This is a genomic window from Fodinibius salipaludis, assembly GCF_002287075.1.
In the GTDB taxonomy this organism is placed as follows: domain Bacteria; phylum Bacteroidota; class Rhodothermia; order Balneolales; family Balneolaceae; genus Fodinibius; species Fodinibius salipaludis.
This window is the reverse complement of record NZ_NSKE01000001.1, coordinates 415,631-437,787: the sequence shown is the minus strand read 5'-3', so window position 1 is coordinate 437,787 and position 22,157 is coordinate 415,631. Positions and strand designations below refer to the sequence as shown.

General features: G+C 41.7%; 16 protein-coding genes. 8 read left to right on the top strand and 8 right to left on the bottom strand.

The window, feature by feature from the left end; all coding sequences use genetic code 11:
- Nucleotides 1-85: 85 nt before the first annotated feature.
- Both CK503_RS01725 and CK503_RS01720 read left to right on the top strand, forming a co-directional pair.
- A complete protein-coding gene (locus CK503_RS01725) occupies nt 86-298 on the top strand; it encodes a hypothetical protein (RefSeq protein ID WP_095605049.1) in 213 nt (70 codons plus the stop codon).
- A 23-nt stretch (nt 299-321) separates the two neighbouring features.
- Nucleotides 322-996: a hypothetical protein gene (locus CK503_RS01720; RefSeq protein ID WP_095605048.1), complete on the top strand. Its 675-nt coding sequence runs from the start codon at nt 322-324 to the stop codon at nt 994-996.
- A gap of 125 nt (nt 997-1,121) precedes the next feature.
- Here CK503_RS01720 and CK503_RS01715 read toward each other — a convergent pair whose 3' ends face one another.
- The gene (locus tag CK503_RS01715) at nt 1,122-1,382 is read right to left on the bottom strand and encodes a hypothetical protein (protein WP_095605047.1); all 261 of its coding nucleotides are present in this window, start codon (nt 1,380-1,382) and stop codon (nt 1,122-1,124) included.
- Between the two features lie 574 nt (nt 1,383-1,956).
- On the opposite strand from CK503_RS01715, the gene CK503_RS01710 reads away from it, so the two are divergent.
- On the top strand, nt 1,957-3,726 hold the full coding sequence (locus tag CK503_RS01710; protein ID WP_095605046.1) for a sensor histidine kinase: 1,770 nt from the start codon (nt 1,957-1,959) through the stop codon (nt 3,724-3,726).
- Between the two features lie 27 nt (nt 3,727-3,753).
- Here the strand turns inward: CK503_RS01710 and CK503_RS01705 are convergent, their stop codons facing one another.
- Nucleotides 3,754-4,746 (bottom strand): ABC transporter substrate-binding protein, encoded by a 993-nt coding sequence (locus CK503_RS01705; RefSeq protein WP_095605045.1) that lies wholly within the window; start codon nt 4,744-4,746, stop codon nt 3,754-3,756.
- Between the two features lie 637 nt (nt 4,747-5,383).
- Between CK503_RS01705 and CK503_RS01700 the strand changes: the two genes are divergently transcribed.
- From CK503_RS01700 to CK503_RS01685, 4 genes are all read left to right on the top strand, one after another.
- Entirely contained in the window at nt 5,384-8,014 is a 2,631-nt protein-coding gene (locus CK503_RS01700; RefSeq protein WP_095605044.1) for a PAS domain S-box protein, read from the top strand.
- Between the two features lie 116 nt (nt 8,015-8,130).
- On the top strand, nt 8,131-10,539 hold the full coding sequence (locus CK503_RS01695; protein ID WP_095605043.1) for a choice-of-anchor B family protein: 2,409 nt from the start codon (nt 8,131-8,133) through the stop codon (nt 10,537-10,539).
- 29 nt (nt 10,540-10,568) lie between these two features.
- The gene (locus CK503_RS01690) at nt 10,569-11,663 is read left to right on the top strand and encodes a YncE family protein (RefSeq protein ID WP_217988297.1); all 1,095 of its coding nucleotides are present in this window, start codon (nt 10,569-10,571) and stop codon (nt 11,661-11,663) included.
- Complete coding sequence (locus CK503_RS01685) at nt 11,650-13,524, top strand: FG-GAP repeat domain-containing protein (RefSeq protein WP_217988296.1); 1,875 nt, start codon at nt 11,650-11,652, stop codon at nt 13,522-13,524. The genes CK503_RS01690 and CK503_RS01685 overlap by 14 nt, the downstream gene beginning before the upstream one ends.
- A 1-nt stretch (nt 13,525) precedes the next feature.
- Here the strand turns inward: CK503_RS01685 and CK503_RS01680 are convergent, their stop codons facing one another.
- On the bottom strand, nt 13,526-14,083 hold the full coding sequence (locus CK503_RS01680; protein WP_141239857.1) for a DUF6940 family protein: 558 nt from the start codon (nt 14,081-14,083) through the stop codon (nt 13,526-13,528).
- Nucleotides 14,084-14,279: 196 nt separating this feature from the next.
- Between CK503_RS01680 and CK503_RS01675 the strand changes: the two genes are divergently transcribed.
- Nucleotides 14,280-14,642, top strand: coding sequence for an STAS domain-containing protein (locus tag CK503_RS01675; protein ID WP_095605041.1), 363 nt, complete (start codon nt 14,280-14,282; stop codon nt 14,640-14,642).
- Nucleotides 14,643-14,791: 149 nt separating this feature from the next.
- Here CK503_RS01675 and CK503_RS01670 read toward each other — a convergent pair whose 3' ends face one another.
- The 5 genes from CK503_RS01670 to CK503_RS01650 form a co-directional block, all read right to left on the bottom strand.
- On the bottom strand, nt 14,792-14,983 hold the full coding sequence (locus tag CK503_RS01670) for a histone H1 (RefSeq protein WP_095605040.1): 192 nt from the start codon (nt 14,981-14,983) through the stop codon (nt 14,792-14,794).
- Nucleotides 14,984-15,174: 191 nt separating this feature from the next.
- Nucleotides 15,175-15,837: a hypothetical protein gene (locus tag CK503_RS01665; protein ID WP_095605039.1), complete on the bottom strand. Its 663-nt coding sequence runs from the start codon at nt 15,835-15,837 to the stop codon at nt 15,175-15,177.
- Nucleotides 15,838-15,852: 15 nt separating this feature from the next.
- Entirely contained in the window at nt 15,853-16,560 is a 708-nt protein-coding gene (locus CK503_RS01660; RefSeq protein WP_095605038.1) for a cytidine deaminase, read from the bottom strand.
- A complete protein-coding gene (locus CK503_RS01655; protein WP_095605037.1) occupies nt 16,560-19,532 on the bottom strand; it encodes a serine hydrolase domain-containing protein in 2,973 nt (990 codons plus the stop codon). Before CK503_RS01655 ends, CK503_RS01660 begins: the two co-directional genes overlap by 1 nt.
- Before the next feature lie 99 nt (nt 19,533-19,631).
- A complete protein-coding gene (locus CK503_RS01650; RefSeq protein ID WP_095605036.1) occupies nt 19,632-22,073 on the bottom strand; it encodes a penicillin acylase family protein in 2,442 nt (813 codons plus the stop codon).
- Nucleotides 22,074-22,157 lie beyond the last annotated feature (84 nt).

Below are 22,157 nucleotides of genomic sequence, written 5' to 3'. Positions count from 1 at the left end.
GTCAGATTTTTTGCTAAAAAGTATCGGAACAATGAATAGGTATTCTTATATAAGTAATACATTTTTCAATTAAACTTGGGGTATTATGATCAAATTAAAATTAGGGTTTGTCTTGCTTTCTTTTCTTCTCATTACCGGATGTGATGGACCAGACCAACATGGAAGTGCTGAGGGTGGTGTGGAAATCCAAATGGTTAATGAATCAGATTCGCTATCTAATGAACTTTCGACGGCCAGTGACTCTGTTGATAAAAAGATGAAGGATTTACAAGCGACCTTAGACGATATAAATAATTAATTACAATACGAGATGATATTATCATGAAACGATTATCACAGATAAGTCTGCTAACAATTTTGGTGCTATTCTTAGGAGTAGGTACTGTTTTTTCACAAAACAATAACAAAGGTAATAAGGGTAATAAAGGAAAATCTGAAAAAGCGGGAGGTGTTGCAGATAGTCTTAAAGCACAACAGTCCAAACCTGATTCGGTGGACCGGAAAGCAAAGGGTAAGAAGCAAAACAAAGGCAATCAAGAAAAAGCAAAAGGGCAGAAGAAAAGTGATGGACAAGGCAATGCCTACGGAAAAAATAAAGGAGATATGTCAGGCCGTGAATTTGGACAAGCCCGTGCTGCAGCGGCTCAAAAATTGGAAAGTCAGATCGATAGTTTAGATCAGAAGGTTGATTCTGCAGAAGTTGTAGCTGAGAAGGCCGAAGAAGATATAGAAAGGGCAGAAGAAAAGCTGGAAGAAGACGATGTGGATGAAGCAGAAAAACGTGAGAAAAGGGAACAGATAGAAAAAGCCAAACAGCAACTTTCCGGATTGGAAGAGACTATCAAAAATGAAAAAGCGAACCTGCAAAATGCTCGTAAAAAGCTTGAGAAAATAAAAGGTGATAAGCCTAATACAGACAAGTCAGAGGATGAAAACGAGAACGAAGATGAGGAGAGTAATAAAAGTGAGGGCAATAAAGATGAGAGTGATCAATAGTCATCTCATATTGTTATACATTCTTAGAGGCCCGATTTTTTTTGGGCCTTTTCTTTTGGTCAGGAAATTTTAAAAGGCAGCCCGGTTTTATACATAGCGAACGGGTTTATTAAAAGTACTATAAATTATTCCAGATAACTCTGTATCACTGATTCAATAATATTGCAGGGAATCAAAGTTGGCTTATCTGTAATACTAATTGATAACGCATTGTTTTTAAATGTCACATTTCCGGTAATTTCACCGCCCGGTACTGTGATGGTAAACTCCCCTGAATTGTCATTAATTCGAATTTCGCCGTTATTTTCGGTGATTTCTTCGGTAATAATTTTTTTTGCCTCATGAACTTCATGTTCATAAGCAATGTCAAAATTGCATTTAGCCATAGTTTACAAGTTGAATGACAGTTGTAAAATTGAACAAATTGATTAGCGCTGTTAAGCTACCCTATTAATCATTAAAAGGGCAAATATTTTTTTAATGGAAATAGGTGCATTCATTACGGATCCGTGCCAATTTTAAATTATGCTCCTTGTCCAAGATCCCTGATTATAGTTGATAATGAAATTACCCTCTATTGATGTATATTAAATACTGTAAATATAACCGGGATGACACAGAGGATATTTTTCCATGCTATTAAGAATGCCCAATCTTTTAGGCTTCTTATTAGTTGCTTTTATTCGTTTATTAATTTTAGCGGCATGTAACAATGAGAAGAGGTCGGAAAAATTAAGAGGTGTTACAGTGAGGACTACAAACGCTTTTTTGGTGATCAGGCAGTCTTCACGGCCAAGGAGCAGTTTTTAAAAGCTCTGTTGGGATAAATGTTTCCTTAAAAAACAATGACTCCAGGAGCCAATCTTTCAGGAACTTGTTAATGAAGAGGGTTTTCTTTACGCCGACTGTCAATTTTGAGCCGATTCGCAACATATATCTTAATGGTATAACGGTTATATAATGACGATAAAATCACGCTTAAATATTATTGCACTGCTGGCAATAGGAGCATTCTTTATCCTTTTCGGCTTTCTGTTTTATACGACTGTGCAAATAAATGATCAACTTGATACTCTTGAAAGAGTTAGCAGCTTTGCTAAAACGGCTTCAGAATTGAATATTATTACGGAGCAATATTTGGCTTATGAGGAAACACGGTATCTGACTACCTGGAACGACTTGTACGATGAGTTAGAAAAATCCAGAACCAAAATTCAGGATCTTCCTGATCGAAACGTTATATCAAATTCGCTTCCCGCAATAAAGCGAGCTTTTACACTCATTCAAAAAGTGAAGGAGGATCCTGAATATTATCAAGATCAAGAGAACAAGGAGGTTCTTTTAGAACGAGCTCGTGCCCGGATTAGATCGGATATTCAATTGTTACTTTCGGTCTCCAACAGGTTGGAGGAGAACCGGCGGCAAGAGATACGGGATCTCCAAAATGATCAGCGATTCGAGCTTTTTATCCTAATTCCGATTGTTGGATATTTCGTATACCTTATTATCAGTGTCCGCAAACGAATTATTAATTCACTGTCGTCACTTCTTGAAGGTACACAATTAATTGGGGAAGGAAATCTTGAAAGTCGAATTACGATTGAGGGGGCAGATGAGCATAGCCAGTTGGCTGATAAATTTAACGCCATGGCTAAAAAATTGAAGGATCACATTAAAAATGAAAAACAACTCCGGAAGAAAGCAGAGGAAAATCAAAAAAGATGGGAAACATTAGTTGAACAAGATCCCAGCCTAATTGTGATTCATATTCAAGGCAAAGTACAATTTATAAACTCGGGAGGGGTCGATATTATTGGAGCAGAGAGTTCCGAAGATCTTATCGGAAAGTCAATTTATGAGTTTATTGAAGAAGCACAAACAGATCAGGCCATTGATCAAGTAAAAGAGGTACATGAAGAAGGTAAGAAAACGGTACCCACCGTTTATAAAGTGCAAAGGTTAGATGGAGAACAGCGATACCTGCAGGTTCAGGCAATGCCTATTAAATATGGAGAAGAACTGGCTGCACAGCTCGTTGGCATAGATATTACAGACTATGTTACCTATGAGGAAGAGCTACAGGAATCGTTAGAAGAAAAGTCAGTTTTATTGCAAGAAATTCATCATAGAGTGAAAAATAATTTAGCTATTATTTCCGGGATGATGGAATTACAGGCGATGGAGAGCACAAATGAAGTCCTAAAAGACAAGTTAAGCGACAGTCAACTGAGAATTCAATCCATGGCCTTAGTCCATGAGTTATTATATGAAAGTGATAATTTTTCAAAACTTAACTTTAAGGAGCATGTCAGTAAGTTAGTCAAAACGATTGTACAAACGATAAATGCCACTGCTTCAGTTAAGATTGATTATGATCTGGAAAATGTAATGCTCAATATCAATCAGGCTATTCCCTGTGCTTTGATCATTAACGAATTAGTAACCAATGCCATGAAACATGCGTTTGTAAATGCCAAGAAGGGAAAAATTTCTATTTCCCTTGAAGAAAAGAATGAAATAGTCCATTTAAATATCAAAGATAACGGTGTTGGATTACCAGAAAGCTTTGGCTTTGATAATGCAAACACCTTGGGAATGCGCATTATACAATCGCTAATCGAACAACTTGAAGCTTCTATAGATTTTGCTTCCGGAGATGAAGGGACCAATTTCTCAATTACCTTTGAAAATGTACAGGTCAAAGGTATTGGAGCTCATCATCTCAATTAGATACAAGTGATGCTCGGGTTATTAGGATTATCGTATAATTGATATTCCTTGCGGATGAACCCTCTCCATTGCTTCCAAATAGATGGCATCCTTAATACTTATCGGTTTAGATCTTTTCTTAACAAGCTCATTATTACGCAACCACCGATGCTGATCTTCTAATAGGATGAGCATTTGCTCTCCCAATGAAAGATCATACGTAATTGAACCCCATATCTTTTGGATTACTTTTTGCGAGGTATTGGTTTTATTGGCTAATATTTTTTGTGCCTCTTGTGGATTGTTTTGGATATACCGTTGCGCTTTTTTTATAGCGTGCAGATATGTCTCAAGAGTTTCTGGACTTTGGTTGGTATATGAGGCAGAGGTTACCGCTAACCACAGTGTTGAATGATCTATCATGGTATCAAGTGCATGTACCTTATTGCCCATCTCTACTAACATTTTTGAGGCATGGGGTTCCCAGCTGACAACGGCATCAACTTTCCCTTCTTTCAAAGTATTGAGTTGTTCTGCTACATTAATATTCACTTTTGTAATTAAACTATCCTCAATGTTGTGTTCTAACAGGAAGGTATCTAAAAAGAACTCGGATGTAGTTCCTTCATAAAAACCAATGTTTTTGTTTATCAGATCTTTAGGATTCTTAATGTCGCTACTTTTACGGGCAATAATTTTTTGAATGTTATTAACATGGATCATATTGGCAAAGATTTTAAGGTCGATGTCTTCGCCTGTTTTATACTCTTCTGACCCTGCTAAAGCGTATACTATGGGTAATTCAGCGACGTGAGCAATGTCAAGGGTTCCCTTGAATAACTCCTCTAACGATTCTTTTCCTGCCGAATTTGAGTGGGATATGACTTTCAGTCCCTGATCTTCAAAGAAACCTTTCGATTGAGCAATATAAAAAGCAGTTTCCCCAAAAAAGGGAGTGGTGCCCACATGTATTTCTGTTGGGGGATCACTGCATGAAAGCAAAGCCAATGACAATAGAATAGTTGCGAAATACTTTGGCATACAAATATATATTTTAAATAACACTTATAAAGAGAACCTCACTATTGCAATTGAATAAAAATTACATGGAATACCAACCTTATTTTGATATGGAAAAATCAATTAGAAACAGGTTGAAATAACATAAACATTAGTAGTTTTTTTCTGTAGAACAATTGCTCTTGACTATTTTTCTGGCCTTCAGACTTGCTGACTATTGAATAGTTGGGAGTGTTAAGGAAGCTATTGCTGCATTTCTTACATCAATATCTGCAAGTTTGGCCCTAATGCCCCTAACCAGTCATTTATTTTTAGAGCGGATTTATATTTCAATTGATCATTAAATTATTTATTACTTTAATTTATAAGTGGGTTTTTAGAGAATATCATTATATGTGTTTTAATTGATGTAAGGTGCGTTAAAGTAAAATTCTTTCTATATTTATATCAGCAGTGGCCCCCATTTGCTTCTCTATGATATTCATTTCTTGCTTTTTTTCATTCAGAATAGTTGGATAAGGAGAGATTAGGGATTTCAAAATAGTTTTGAGCAAGTTGTGTTATGGAGGGAGACGTATGGTAATGTTGGTTTAGGAAATCCGAAGAGCCTTCTCTATTGCTGTTCAAAATATAATTATCTACAGTTCAATAATTAGTTATGTCACAATCTAATATCTCCGATATGGGTGAAAAAGAACGCCTTGGGAAATTAGCAGAGTATAATCTAACCGATAGAGATATCGAGGAGGAGTTAAACAATTTAGTTACTCTTGCTTCAAAGATTTGCGAAACGCCCATTTCGTTAATCAACGTATTAGGGGCAAACACACAGTTTACCAAAGCAAGTGTGGGCTGGGATATAACGAAAATATCGAGAGAAGAAAGTTTTTGCCATCATACGATTCAGGATCATGATATTATGATCGTCGAAAATGCGATTGAGGATGAACGATTTACTGAAAGCCCCTTGGTAGAGGGAGAGCCACATATCCGGTTTTATGCTGGGGTCCCGCTGAAAACTAACGAGGGGCATAATATTGGTGCGATCTGTGTTATTGATAGAGAAGAGCGGTCACTAACCTCACAGCAGAAAGAGAGTCTTAAAATGATTAGCAAAGAGGTGGTTTCTAGGTTTGAGCTGATCAAAAAGAATGCCCAGCTTAAAAAGGCTGATATTCTTTTACAAAACTCTTCTGATATTCAGGCGATTATCGATCCCGACAGTCTAAAATATCTCGAAGTTAATAATGAGACTTTATCTTTGTTAAGTTGTTCAAAATCAGAATTGGATGGTAAGCGGTTTGGAGAGCGTATTGTTGATGAGGACCTGAGAGATGAAGTGAGAACATTTTTAAGCGAGCCTAAAAACGTCGAAGGGTCATTTGTTGTACGCTTCTTGTCCAAAGAGGAAGAAGTAGTGAAATTAAAATTGAGCTTTACCTTTTATCAGAATCGATGGTATATGACGGGTAGAGACATTAGTCGTCGTGACAAAGTACTGCAAGAACTGGAGTCTGAAAAGCTATTTTCAGATAATATTATCAACAATTTGCCCGGTCTATTTTGTTTGACAGATGAAGACGGAATCTTGCAGCGGTGGAATAAAAACTTCAAACAATTGGTAGGTAAGTCTAACTCAGAAATTGAGGATTCAGCTTTGTTTGATCATTTTGCTGAAGATGACTCAGAACTGCTTGAAATAGCTTTTAAGCAGGTATTGGCTACAGGAGAGGGAGAAGCCGAAGGAAATCTAAAAACAAAAGAGCAGGGACTGATACCTTATGCACTGACGAGTTTTCAATTTACGATGGATGACCGTAATTATATTGCCTGCATTGGAGTTGATATTTCTGACCTGCGTGAGACACAAGATAAATTGAGACATACCTTAACCAATATGCGGATAGGTCAGGAGCTTGCTGACTTGGGTAGTTGGCGCTGGGATCTCAAGAATAATTCGCTCCTGTGGTCGCCGAAAGTGTACGATATCTATGATATTGATAATGTGGCTCAGAAGCCTTCGGTAGAACTTTTTAAGGAAAGAGTACATCCCGAAGATATTTCTATTATCGACGATATTACAAATCGTATTAAATCGGGAGAACCTTTTCAGGATTTTGAACATCGGTTGCTTATATCTGATGATAAGGTACGCTGGGTTCGTCACTCAGGAAAGATCATGTATGAAGATGACGGATCTATATCACATGTTATTGGCGCCGTACAGGATATTACCAGTCAGGTAAAAGCCAAACAGAAGCTTGAGAAAGAGAAAGCCCTGAGTGATAAAATTATTAACAGTCTTCCTATTTCGTTTTTTATGTTCGATCAGCATGGTAATGCAATTCGCTGGAATGACTATTTTCGAAAGGCAACAGGCTTCAACGATATGCAAATATCGTACATGGATCCGCTGGATTATTTCCCCGAAAAGCATAAAGAACGTGTTTCCCAGGCTATAGAGAGGGTTTTTGAAGAGGGGAAAGCGTCGATACAGGCTGAGTTCTTAACAAGTAGCGGAGAATTGGTTCCATATTTATATAGCGCTTCACGGTTCCAGGGGGATCAAATAACATATTTGATTGGTACCGGACAAGATATTTCGGAGATAAAAGAATATCAGAATGAGCTGGACCAGTCGCTCAAAGAAAAAGAGGTATTGCTTACTGAGATTCATCATCGTGTAAAAAATAACCTTGCGATTATTTCCGGACTTTTGCAGTTAGAGGCTTTTTCGGCAGAAAATGACCATACCAAAAATATTTTGAAAAACAGCCAGATGCGGATACAATCAATGGCTACCATTCACGAAATGTTATACGAAGCCGAGAACTTTAACGATCTTTCGTTTGATAGTTTTGTAGAACAAGTTACTTCATCAGTCAGAGAGGTGTACAATACAGCAGGTAATAACGATATCAGTTTTGACATTAGTATCGATGCTATAAATTTGAATATCAATCAAGCAGTTCCATGCGGATTAATCATTAACGAGCTGGTTACGAATGCATATAAACATGCTTTTCCAAATCATCAGGATGGCAGAATAGAAATAAATGGTAACAAGGTGGGTTCGAGCATCACTTTTGTAATTGAGGATAACGGAAGGGGTTTGCCGGATGATTTTTCGATTGATGAGCAAAACTCGCTTGGGTTTTCGTTGGTTAGTTCACTTATCGATCAGCTTGGGGCTACGCTGGATATTAGACGTGATGACGGAGCAATTTTCATCTTTTCGTTTGAGCAGGAAAATGTACGTGGGGCCGGTAGTTCTATAAGTGGTACTTGATGGAGTAGGGAAGATCTCCTTTATCTTAACGCTTTTTTACTTTTCAATTTTGATTGTCACCAAGTATTTTAATAGTTAGAAAAGCAAATAAAAACCAGTCCTAAACTACGATCTCAATGAAACGTTTACTGATATTCTTTTTTGCTCTTTTTCTTTCAGCAACTTTTAATTCGGCGGATGCCCAGACCACAAGTTCAGGTGAAATGGAAGGTATGGCAGGTTTTGCCCGGGCCGTTTCGGTGAATGACGGAACAGTTTTCATTGGTGAGGCGGCCAATCCCCATCAGCCGGGACTTGTATATGTTTACCAGCGTACTGATGAGGAGTGGTCTGAACAACTTGAACTATCAGCAACTGACGGAAAAATTGGTAACGGTTTTGGCGCTTCGTTGACAACCGACGGAAATGCAGTTCTTATCGGTGCACCGGCCCGCGATGATGAACGAGGCGCGGCTTATCTGTTTACAAAGTCTGGTGACGGATCCTGGAGCCAGAGGGTACAGTTAGCACTGTCGGATACAAGTAAAAAGGGTAGCTTGGGCACCAGTGTAGCGCTTAGCGGTGACCTTGCTTTTCTGGGTGCGCCTGGAGAAAAGGATGGCAGCGGAGCTGTATATGTGTTTCGTAAAACAGAATCGGGATCCTGGGGCCAGCAGCAGCGTTTGGCCAATCCCGATACGGCACAGGGAATTGGTTTTGGGTCAGCTCTTGAAGTAGATGGATCAAAACTGCTTGTTGGAGCTCCGGAAGAAGGTGGGGCAGTACACGTGTACCGATCCGGTGATGAAGGGTCGTGGACCAAAGAAACTACCCTGAGCAGTGACCAGGCGGCTGATAATGCACAGTTTGGGTCTACACTGAAAACTTTTAATGACAAGGTACTTGTAGGAGCACCCCGTGATGCTTCCGGATCAGGAGCAGTGTTTATATTTGAGTCTAAGGCTGATAGTTCTTGGAACGAGACGGGCAAGTTGGTGGCTTTTAATGGCCAGCCGCGCTACGGTTTCGGTTCTTCACTGGCAATAGCTAATGACAAGCTCTGGGTAGGTACGCCCGGTGCCGATGATAGAAAAGGAGCTTTGTATCAGTTTGAACAGAATAAAGACAGCGGCGAATGGGTTGGCGTCAGTAAGATAGGCGGCCCTGATCGGAAGGAGGGAGATCAGTTTGCAAGTACTGTTGCCGTTGATAAAGATATTGCAGTTGCCGGACTTACCGGCGCGGATTATGGAGCGGGAACGGCTGCTATATTAGAAATGGATGATGCCGGAAACTGGTCAGTGGTCTCAAGGATAGTTAGCGAAAGTAGTTCTGTTCTTGAACCCATCACCGGTAATAAAGTGGAATGCAATGACGGTAGTGCTTCCCATTTTGGATGTAATAATATGAATCTTCTCTCATTCCTTCCTATTGAAGAAATAGGTGGCGATCGCGGCGTTCGTATGAACGATATTTGGGGATGGACCGATCCCAAAACCGGGAAAGAGTATGCATTAGTCGGCCGTATAAACGGAACCTCTTTTGTGGATGTAAGTGATCCGTCTAATCCGGTTTATGTAGCTAACTTGCCCATGACCGAAGGTTCGCGAGCTAATGCTTGGCGTGATGTTAAGGTTTATAAAAATCACGCATATGTAGTGGCTGATAATGCCGGAGAACATGGTATGCAGGTAGTTGATTTAACCAAGTTGAGAGATTTTGATGGTACGCCGATGACCTTGGAAGAGGACACGGTTTATGACAAGGTGAACAGTGTCCACAATATTGTAATTAATGAAGATACTGGTTTTGCTTATGTTGTGGGAAGCAGTGGAGGCGGACAAACCTGTGGCGGAGGACTCCACATGGTCAATATTCAGGATCCTAAAAATCCTGAGTTTGCCGGCTGCTTTGCGGATCCATCAACGGGACGCAGCGGAACGGGATACACTCACGATGCGCAATGTGTAACGTATGAAGGTCCTGATAAAGAGTACCAGGGAGAAGAAATTTGTATTGGTGCCAACGAAACTGCTATCAGTTTTGCTAATGTCTCGGATAAAGAAAATCCGCAAGCACTTTCAACCGTTTCATATCCCGACTACGCTTATGTGCATCAGGGCTGGTTGACGGAAGATCAGCGCTATTTCTTCCAGAATGATGAGCTGGATGAGCTAACTGGGAATGTAGATCACACGCGTACGCTTATCTGGGATGTTTCTGATCTGGATGATCCGCAATTTGTTGATGAATATCTGTTCGATAATTCTGCTTCGGATCACAACCTTTACATCAAAGGTAATATGATGTACCAGTCGAACTACGTGAGCGGATTACAAGTGCTTGACATTAGTGATCCCGAAAATCCTAAGAAAATCGGATACTTTGATACCGAGCCTTTTGGGGAAGATGAGCCAGGGTTTGCCGGAACGTGGAGCAACTACCCGTATTTTGAAAGTAATATTATTATTATGACCAGCTCCACTGAAGGGCTTTTCATTCTTGAAAATCCTGAACAGCCGGTAACGCCTGCAAGTAGCCAGTAATCTTTTATAACTCAAAAAATTATATTGTAATGCGAAATAAGATCGTTTTTTCGCTAAAGATTCTGTTTGTTTCTCTGCTTTTTGTTGGATTTTCTGCCATATCTACCTTTGGCCAAAGTGATACGAGCGAAGAAAACCAGCGGATCTATGTTTGTAATCAGGGAGAAGCAATGTTATCCGTGATCAATGTTGAAAGCAATGAAATTGTAGACCACATTGATCTCCAGGAATTAGGGTTTTCGGCTAATGCCAAACCGCATCATACCGTTGCCGAGCCGGACGGCTCGTTCTGGTATGTTACGTTGATTGGTGAAAATCGAGTGCTAAAATTTAATCGGGATAATGAACTGGTCGGTCAGGCGGAGATGGAGGTGCCCGGATTGCTGGCTTTGCATCCCACTCGTGACCAATTGATTGTCGGACGATCGATGAGTGCTGTAAATCCCCCGCAAAGTATCGGAATCATTAACCGATCGGATATGACGATGCAGAAAAAAGTGCCTACCTTTTTTGCACGTCCCCATGCGATTGCTGCGGCATCAGACGGCAGCTGGACTTTTATTGCAAGTTTAGCTGAGAATCAGATCCTTTCACTTAACAACGAGACTGAAGAAACGGAGCTCACTACGGTGGATGGAGATACGCACGTATTTGTTAATTTTGCAATTTCGCCAGATGGCGATACCATGGTGGTAACGGGACAGATCTCAAGTAAGTTGCTGTTTTTTGATATCAGTAATCCAGAATCCCCTAAACTCACTGAAAGTATTGGTGTAAATGCACAGCCCTGGCACCCGGTTTTTACACCCGACGGCAACTACGTCTATTTCGGTAATAAGGGGGCCCATACCATTACAGTGGTAGATATGAAATCGCGTTCCGTTTATGCGGTTATTAAAGGAAATGGGTTGGCTCAGCCCCATGGAAGTGCGATGTCAGCTGATGGAAGATACCTCTACATCTCGAATAATAATAGAAAGGGAACATTTGAATCAGAAGGCACGTCAGCGTCAGGCGATCCCAACGGGACAGTCACTGTGATTGATACCAAAACGAATGAAATTGAGAAAGTGATTGAGGTTGGTGCATATCCATCCGGAATAGGAACGAATGCTCGTTGGTAAGTTTGTTTTTGGTGAAGAACTGACGGCTGAACCCAATTTAACTGACAAAGAGATAATGGCTGCTCGATTTTTATGTTTTGCACTCGTATCCATTGCTATGTTGATAAGTGGATGCAGCGGAACGGCTTCGTTAAGCCGGGAGGGAGAATCAGAAAAATTCGAAAGAAGAGTTGTTCCATTTTCGGTTTATGATAGTTCAGGAACTGCGATGGAGCATCCTTTTTTAGGTGGATTTAATGCTCCGCGTCCACAGTTTGTGGATATCAACGATGATGGCAACCCCGATCTCTTTTTGCAGGAGAATTCGAATGATCTCATGTTTTTTGAGAACAAGGGCTCGGAGCTGCGTTGGCAAACCGACCGTTTTCACGACCTCGATATTGGGGAATGGTATCGTTTTGCGGATTTAGATCAGGATGGCGACATGGATCTGCTGGCCGAGCAGCCGTACAGCTATATTCGGTATTACCGCAATGATGGCAATTCCGAGCAACCCGATTTTACATTAGTGACAGATACATTAAAGGATGCTGATGGGGAGCCTATCTTTTCGGATCGGCAGAATATCCCGAATGTTACGGATATTGATTGCGATGGTAAGCTGGATCTATTTGTAGGCCGGCTGGACGGCACCATCACCCGCTATGAATCGGTAGGGCGTGATGGGCGTGGTGTACCCCAATTTGAGTTGGTTAACAGGAAATTTGAAGGGATTGAGATCGTCAAACAAGTAGGGACCATGCACGGGGCCAATACGCTTACCTTTGTGGATATTGATGACGACGGTGATCAGGATCTTTTCTGGGGCGACTTTTTTGAGCCCAGTCTTTTGCTCATCGAGAATAGGGGGTCATGCAGTAATCCCGAGCTTCAGGGGGAGCCACAACCATTTCCGTCTTCCAACCCCGTAGAGTCCAGCGGATATAATGCTCCTACTTTTGCCGATTGGGGACAAGACGGTAAAAAGGATTTCCTGATTGGGGTATTGGGCGGAGCTTACAATGCAAGCAGGACGCTGGCCGAGAATCTCTATTTCTATAAGCAGAATGACAACGGACAATTCAATCGGCAGAGCAAACAGTTTTTGCACAGTATTGATATTGGAAATGAAAGCATTCCTGCAGCCGGTGATATTGATGGCGATGGTGATATTGATTTGCTGCTGGCGAATAAAATTGATCCTGGTGGACGTAAATCATCGATCGTATATAAGTTTGAAAATCGTGGTACGAAAGAAGATCCATCTCTGCATCAGTCTGGAACGTTAAATTTACCGAGTGCCTATCATTATGCGCCGGCATTGGGTGATCTGAATGGCGATGGTCTTGATGATCTGCTGCTGGGGACCTGGAAAGGGCGAATTGCTTATTATCAGAATACCGGTGATGGATTTGAGAAAGTGGAGGATTCATTTGTAGAGTTGGAGCGGGGCAGTAACAGTACTCCTGCACTTGCTGACATTGATAACGACGGTGACCTCGATCTTTTTGTGGGAGAATCAGGTGGACGTATCCATTTTTATCGGAATAAGGGAACAGGGGAGCAAACCGATTTTGTTCTCGAAAAAGATTCGTTTACCAATGTTAAGGTTGGTCATCGAAGTACTCCTATGTTGTTTGATATCGACGGTGATGGTGATCTGGATCTGTTTGTCGGAAGTAAAACCGAAGGGCTTTTATTTTATCGGAATACCGGTACCGAGAATAAGGCTGAATTTGAAAAGGAGTCGCTCCCGATTTCTATTACAGCACCACGATTGGCTGCTCCTAAATTTGTCGATTTTGCTGGTGACGGTGTAGCAGACTTTATTTCAGGCGGTCGCGGCGGGGGGCTTATCTACTACCAATGGATTGGACAATAAATTAAGCTGTCGAGGCATAGGGATGATGCCGGTAGTATTTGGGATTTGAATCCAGCCGAACATGAAGCCATGCTACTCCGCCGCCAGCGGTGTTGAGCCAGATCGGTTGATTCGAAATAAGGGTTTTAGTTATGCCTCCCACTGTTTGCCAAAGCGCCAGCTGTTGTTCTTTTGGGGCATTCTCAGTAAACACGCCAATGTGCGAATAGTTCAGCTGTTTATCAGTTGGTGTAGGCGCAATTAATTTGGCATCACCACCCAGATTATCAAAGACAGCAACCTCTTTCCCGGCCTCAAAGTATTGCCGAAATGGTCCCGGATCGGGAGGTAAATCAATCCTGGGAGCACGGCTACACACAAACTCAAAGGGTTTATTGACAGTATTTTTTGTAACGGGTGGTGTTTCCCAATGATAGGCGCGAAGTGGTATATTCGCTAACAAATCTATATAAAACTGTCGAAACTCTTCTTCTTGATCTAATAATTCTAAAAACTTTGTAAAGCTGAGCGGACGTTCTTGCCGGTAAAGTTGATACTTGTAGGATGTGTCTTTTTCCACAGTTTTCCTTTCAAATTTGTACATGGCAGGAATTTACAAATGTGAGTAGTTGAATTTATGTTTTATCTCAAAGATTTTTGTGTTTAAGAGGATGCCAATTTTAGTTTTATCGATCAAATTCGCATACTTAGCTAAGTCTTGTATATTATGATCTCTATATTTAATTAGAGGGACAACTTAAAAGAAAAAACAGCTTATGAATTATTCGATAAACGAGCGTTATAACTGCATTGTGATAGAGTTTAGTGGTAACCTGATGGGAGGTCCGGATGCCAATAAATTTAATGAAGATCTGCATGATTTAATCGACGAGGGTAAAAAGGAAGTAATAGCAGATGTGAGCGATGTTAAGTTTATGAATTCTTCGGGGTTGGGAATTTTAATTGGCGGACTTACTACCATGCGTAATGCAGGCGGCGATCTGCGTATTGCCGGGGCTGACAAACGTATTGAAAGTTTGTTAATGGTTACTAAGCTGATAACCGTATTTAAAAGTTACAGAACGGTTGAAGAAGCTGTTGAATCATACGAAGAAGAGCCTGTAGGAGAAGAGGAATAAATTGATTGAATAGTTATTTTTTAAGCTGCCGCAGGATGAACTCTTGCGGCTTTTTTTATCTGCACTAATATCTATCCAATAATATGGTAAGTAAATAAAAAAGGCCGCTAAAAGCGGCCTTTAGAAATTAGATAAGTGGAAAGACGAAATTAGAGTTCGTCGACTTTTCCAGTGTTTTTCCACTCTTGAATTTCCATTCGAATTTCTTGCGCCTTCTTCTTCATTGCTTGAAGAGTTTTACGAGCGCGGGTACCTGCAGCTTTGTTTCCTTTGTTGTAGAACTTATTAATGTCAGGTTCCAGTTGATCTAACAATTCACTCATTTCATCGTATCGGCTCATTATATGACTCCGTTTGATTAGTGTTAATAATTAAAAAAATCGCTCGATGTTTTTCTATGAATACATCGAATGGTCGAATCTATGTATATGGAACTGTCGTGTCAAGTAAAAAAGGGCATTTTAATTGATTAAATGGACTTTTTGCCAAAAATGTGGCGATTTATAATCGATTTTCGGGAAAAAGCTCATTTTTAACTGCTGTTGATAGCAATAGTTTGTTCTAAATTTGGTAATTGGTTAAAGTCGCGGGCAGTCGCAATTTTTACGGGATGGTTAAAATTGTTGAACTCATCTGGAATCTGCTGTTTCCTGAATTCGGAATCCATTGTATCCCAGCTTATATCTGTTTCTGTTTTTTTATCCGTAAATATTTCCGATTCGTCGGACTTTGAAAAAAGAAATAGCTCATCGGTCTCTAACTCTTTTTGTAAAAAAGTTACAAGACGTGGTAGAGATAATGACTCTATTTGATCTTTGTCATCGTTTTGAATAAGCGTGGAGAGCAGTAACGTTGATTGGCTGGGTAGTGTATCAAAAAAAGAATGATCGAGCTTTAGCGTTCCATTTTGCAGGGTGATCAGGTTCCGCTGGTAGGGATTGATGCCTATCGCGGATACGCCCTCATCAGCAAAAAGAGCAACCAGCCGGTTATTAAGATCCTTGATACTGCGGATGGTCGCCTCATCGCGCATAACACCGGTCTGGATAATACGCTCTGTGTATTCGCTGTCGGAATGAATAATAATGGGGCGCAGGTCGGCATTGCCTTGCTGTTGTGAAAGCGACCGAGCCAGACTGGTTAGAAAAACTCCGTTATCTAAATGATCATAATCGACTGCTGCTATGTATTTCATATATAAATCAGAAAATTATCTGTTTGAAAGTGAAGAAGAACTAAAACTATGGGGAAGAAGGTCTTCGCTAAAATGAATGGATTCAGAATCGTCGGCATGGTGCAGATGAATTTGTTTCTTTGGCAGGTGTTCTTTGATAACCTGTCGACAGGCACCGCAGGGGCTGCTGAATTCTCCTTTTCGGGTGTGTATTTCAAGGCTGATTAAATTTTTACTGCTAAAAGTCAGCGCTTTTGCAATGGCAACACGTTCGGCGCAAAGTCCCATATTCCACGAAGTACATTCAATATTTACCCCCGTAAAATATCCCTGTTCTGTTTCTACGATTGCGGAAACCGGAAAATCCGATTCCCCGACAACGGCCATATCTAATAGTTCTTTAAGCTTATCTATTTTGTTGAGATCAGCTTCTAAAACCGGATTATCGAACGTAATATTGTGCAACTCATCTTTTTCCAGCGGGTTGGACGTAATCCCCAATTCTTTTTCCCAGCTTGGAATCATGGTTGCATGTATTTCATCCGTAAAAAGCTCAGCGGGTTCATGTCCTTCGCTAAGGCAATAGAAGAGTGCATTTTGCGTGGCACTGATACTCAGCGGATAACAAATATTTTCGATACGTACGCCGGGGAACCACTTGCCGTTCTTGCTGCGAACAACGGCCACCGAGGCCTTTTTGGAATAGGGTACGTAATTTTGCTCGTAAAGGTCATTAATATCCATTACTCTATGATTGATGAAACAACCGCATCCGCTACTTTTGCTCGTATATCGCTGATATTTTCACCGTATGATCGGTACGGATACGTTCGGTTTGTTAAAATGATAATTGCCAGATCACGCTCGGGATCAATCCAGTAGCTGGTACCGGTAAAGCCGAGGTGACCAAACGTTTTTTCACTGGTCAAAGATCCGGCTGTGCTGTTTTTTCCGCTTTTACGGTCGAATCCGTAGCCCCGATTTGAATGTGTTGCTTGTCGCTTGGTAAATTTCTGTATTGTTGAAGGTTCCAGATAGCGCTGCCCGGCATACCAGCCTTCATTCAGCAGCATCTGACAAAAGATAGCCAGGTCTTTCCCGCTCGAAAATAATCCCGCATGACCAGCAACACCGTTGAGGAAATAGGCCCGTTCATCATGTGCTTCAGCATGGATTGTGGTGTCTCTGTAGACAGTATCAATTTCGGTGGGTGGAATACGATTTGTCATGCGATAACCGATCTGCTTGGGATTGAAAAAGGTGGACGACATCCCAAGGGGATAGTAGAATTTTTCTCTCACATACTGATCCAGCGACTTGCCGGAAACTTCCTCAATAATTTCACCGAGAAGAATAAATCCAAGATCACTGTATCGATAGTCGGTACCGGTCTCATACGTCAGTGGCTCATTTTTGATAGCCTCAATAATTTCCTCTTCCGATTTAAGGGAGTCAACATAGACCCGAAAGGGAGGAAGGCCCGAATTGTGAAGCAGAAAGTTTTCTACGGTGATATTTTGTTTTTCATCCTCTGAAAATTCAGGGATATATTTTCCAATTTTATCATCAAGGCCGATTTTGTCTTCTTCGACCAGCTTCATCACAGCAGCTGTAGTAGCCGTTACTTTTGTGAGTGAAGCCAAGTCATAAACCGCATTCTCTTTGATTGGATTAAGCTTTTCGTAAGTTTCATATCCAAATCCTTCTTGGTAAGCAATATTTCCATCCTTAACGACGGTAACCACGCCGCCGGGAAAGGTAGAATCAAATATGGCTTCGTTCATAATTTGATCGATATTGTGAAGCGAATCGCTTGATAATCCCGAAACTTCGGGTTCGTCGTAACGCACTGCTGTTTGTGGCAAGTACAACCCATGATTGATAGAGTACAGGCCGGGAATACTGATGGGAAGTCGTCCGCTTATTTCGGATCCGCCGAACAGTGCGGGTACCGTACTTTTAACTTGCCCTCCGTTGGCCGACCACGCCAAAAGTTGTACATCGGTATATGGCAGATCCTGAACCACATAGGGATTTCCAAAAGCGGTTAAAACAGAGGGTTTATTCTGAGTTAATTCTTTTAAAAATGATAATTGTTCATTTTTGAGCTGTACTTTCTGACCTGATTTAACGTAAATAAATGATCCGATGATAATGAGATCCGCTTTGCGGGCATCTTGGATCATCTTCTTTTTTTCTTCTTTACTTGTACGCTGATCCAACAGGTGAGAGCTTACGTCGGGATGGTAATCTCTTAGTTGTGAAACAAAGGATGAACCGGTATAGCCGCTTTTACCATCCGAGACTGATACAACCATTACCTTGGGATATTCGGATGCCCGGATAGGTAAAATATCATTATTGTTTTTGAGCAGTGTCAGTGATTTTCGACTGATTTCATCGGCAATTAAGCGATTTTTTCGAGTGCTGATATTGGCGCTTAGAGACTCAATATCTACTTCTTTATTTTCGAAAAGTCCTTGCTGTTTCTTCCATTTAAGAAGTTTGCGTACGGAATTGTCAATACGTTCTTCTGATATTTTGCCGGTATGAACAGCCTGCTCAATTTCGTGAAGAGCTGTCAGTTCATCCGGACTTAGAAGCATAAGGTCAACACCGGCTTTAAGCGCTTGGATGACGGCCCGCCCGGGCGAATAGTGAGACGAGATGCCTCGCATTTCCAACCCATCGCTGACTACGAGCCCGTCAAAATTTAGGCTGTCAGCCAGAATACCATCAAGGATGGAAGGATCCATCGTAGCAGGAAGTGAAGAGTCGGGGCTGATGGCAGGGAATGAAATATGGGCACTCATAACGCTGTTTAAGCCATTGTTAATAGCCGATCGGAATGGAACGAGTTCGACAGAGTCGAGGCGAGCAAAATCGTACTTAATTACCGGTAGCGACAGGTGAGAGTCCATATCGGTATCACCATGGCCGGGAAAGTGTTTGGCTGTGGAGAGTACGTTTTCTGATTCCACACCTTCAATAAATTTGTTGCCGAACTCCGAAACAATGTCGGGATCACCCGAAAAGGATCGCACATTGATCACAGGATTTAGTGGATTGTTGTTTACATCTAATACCGGAGCAAAAACCTGATTTACCCCCAGCGCCTTGGCTTCTTGTCCGGTAACTTTCCCCATCCAGTAAGCGTACTCAGGTTTTTGAGTAGCGGCAACGCCCATGGCAGGCACAAACCTCGTTGTACCTTCAACGCGCATGGCGGCGCCGTACTCCATATCCTGGCTAATCCACAGGGGAATTGTTGCGGCGCGTTGGAGTTTGTTTGTTAAAATTGCCTGACCGTAAACCGTTCCGTTAAAGAAGACCAGTCCACCGATATGATAATTCTGTATCTGCCGTAATAGTTTTTGGTAGGATTCATTGTCGTCGCTTTTATAATTTCCATAGGCACGAACGAAAAATAGCTGACCAATCTTTTCTTTCAGCGACATTTCGGCAAGCAGTGAATCCACATTTACAGAGTCAGCAATTTGGTTGGGTTGGTCTGCTGCTGTTGAGGCGTCTGTCGACTTGAGGTCTTTTTTAGCAATATTATTTAGCACACTTTCTTGCTGTATGCTCCCCACTGCCGGTGATGTGGACGTCGCTTTTTGGGAAGCCGAGCACGATTGAGTTGAAAAAAGAAATACCGCACTGGATACAATCAGCAGGAATATATTGTTAGCTAAAACTTTCAAATGTGTAGTCATGGATTTTTTTAAGATGATATATGCTGATCCTAAATTTATGACAACATAGTTGAATGCCGATGCGGAATCAACATCAACGATACCCTTATGGGTTAAAAATTATTGGTTCCCAGGTATGAAGGTCATAGTCTTAAACTGATTTTCATCAAAAAAAGTACTGTCCTGATATAAAAATTTATATTGGCCGTTGAGCCAGCTTTCGGTTTGATCACCGTAATATTGCGAAAGGGGATTTCCGGATTGGCCGGTAGGGTTAATAGACCAGGTTTTGCTTAGATCAGAAAAATCAACAATACGGCGGATTGACGGGCCCAGTACCATTTCGTAGGGATCGTTCCAGCTATACTCCCCATTATTGATACTCATATCGTGACCACTTACGGGATGCGGGCCATTATTGAGCAAGTTGTTGACAATGAGTTGTAATGCTTGCGGGGCATTGGGGTCTTCGGCGGCTTCTCCAAATAGCTGAGGTTTGAAGGTGATGGTGTGTAGTTGTTCCCAGCGCCACTCAAACGGCTCGTCGCCGTAGTTTCTTTGCAAAAAGTCGATGGCTTCGGCCATACTTTTCCTGATCATATCATCCCGGGTTTCGGTTGTATCTTCGGTATTAATATTATCGAAAAAGGTACTTCCGTTGATCAAAAATCGGTTAAGCGCACGAATGGGCATCGAAGAGAATCGTACGAAGTTTTCATAGCCGGTTTCGCCCATTTCATCAACAAAAGTGTTTTTAGCAAGATGTATTAGAAATACATCCATAATAGAGGCCGCTGTTTCAGATTTATCATAACTGAAATCCCAGTTTTCCAGGTACGAAATGGCGGTATCAAATTCTTGTTGACTGCTATTTTTCAAAACCGGAAGAATGAGCTGCGAAAGCTCCTGTGAGAACCTGGAATAGGAATCATTTTGCATCTGTTGGAACAGCTGTGGGGAAAGTTGTTCATTTTCCGTCAAGTATTGCTCAATGCGATCGATCCGGGACCCCGGCTCCCAGTACACCGAAATATAGTAGGGATAATCGTCGTCGGCAGGTGAGGTATTGGCATTGGCCACCCAGCCGCGCTCGGGATTAATGACTGTTGGCAACTGTTCATCAGGTACATAACCCTGCCAGTCGTGTTCGGTATTCCAGCCTTCTCTCAACAAGATCGGATTTTCATCCCGAATGGGAATATTGGCCATCGACAGCTGGGCGATATTGCCGGCTTTATCAGCATAGATGAAATTCTGGCCCGGTACTTTAAAATTATAGGCCCCTTTTCGAAACTCGTCAAAAGATTGTGCCCAGTTCATGGTTAACAGGGCTTCGATCTCATTACTTACTTCGTAGCCGGTCCATTGCATGGAAATAACGCGATCTTTAGTATACTCTTGTTCGGGATATACATCAGAGATAACAGGACCGTGATTGGTAAGCTTCCGAGTAAAAAGGGTATCGTCGGCTCCTTTTATTTTTATAACCTCTTTTTGGATTTGAAACTCATCATAAACCGCTTCGTTTGCGAGTGAATCGATAACATATTCGTTGGGGTTTTTGGTGTTAACAGCCTCTACAAAAAAGTCGGTTTCGTCGAGCATGATGTTCGTTAATGACCATGCGAGGTGATCGTTTTGGCCCAAAATAACGATGGGAGCACCGGCAAGCGTAGCGCCTGATAGATTACGGCTATTGACATTCAAATGTGTTTCGTACCACTTGCCGGGCATATTCAAGCCGAGGTGGGGATCGCCGGCTAACAGAGGTGATTCTGTAGATGATTTTTCAGCGCTGACCGCCCAGGCATTACTGCCTACATGCGAACCCTGCCGACCCATAATTTTATTCAAACGTTCGTTTTTTTCGACCAACGGCATTAGCGTTTGAGCCCAGCTGGAGTCTGTTGACAGATTTGAAGAAAGAAATCTGTTGTCGGGAAGCAGTTGCGCGAACTTTTCTTCAGAGAGGTGTTCAGCAAAATAGGCATAGTTCAGTTCCGATTTCCAGGCTAAGTTTAACTCCCAGGCCATCATCCGTGCCAGAGCGATAGAATGGGTTGGCGTCCATGGGATAGGTTCCATATCGGCCAGCGTAAATTGTATAGGCAGACTTTTGGGATTGTTTTTGACATAGGAGTTCACACCGGCGGAATAAGCCTGGAGTAAATTTTGGGTAGAGTCGGATATAGTGGGAGCAATTCGTTGAGCGATTTCCCAAAAGCCAAGTGTACGCTGCAGTTTATCGTAGGGGAGGAGATCTTTTCCTAAAAATTCGGCAAAACGTCCTTCGGCCGCCATCTGACTCAAGGTCATCTGCCAAAGGCGATCTTGGGCGTGCATGTATCCCAGCGCGTAATACAGATCGTTCTTGTTATCAGCATAAATGTGCGGTATCCCGTGAGTATCCCAGTGGATATCAACCTGTTGATTTATTTCTGAGTGCTCTTGTGTAGCTTGGTAGTCGGGCAGGGGACGATAGAACGTCCAGTAGATGGCCAGGCTGCCGATCCCGACGATTAAGATGAGCAGAAAAAGAGCAATACGTAAGAACTTGTTCATAAATAGTGTAAAATAATTTTTGTACAGTCAGGAATGTAGCAAACATACCAATTAATGAGTAACCGGAAAAAGGGTACATTCCAT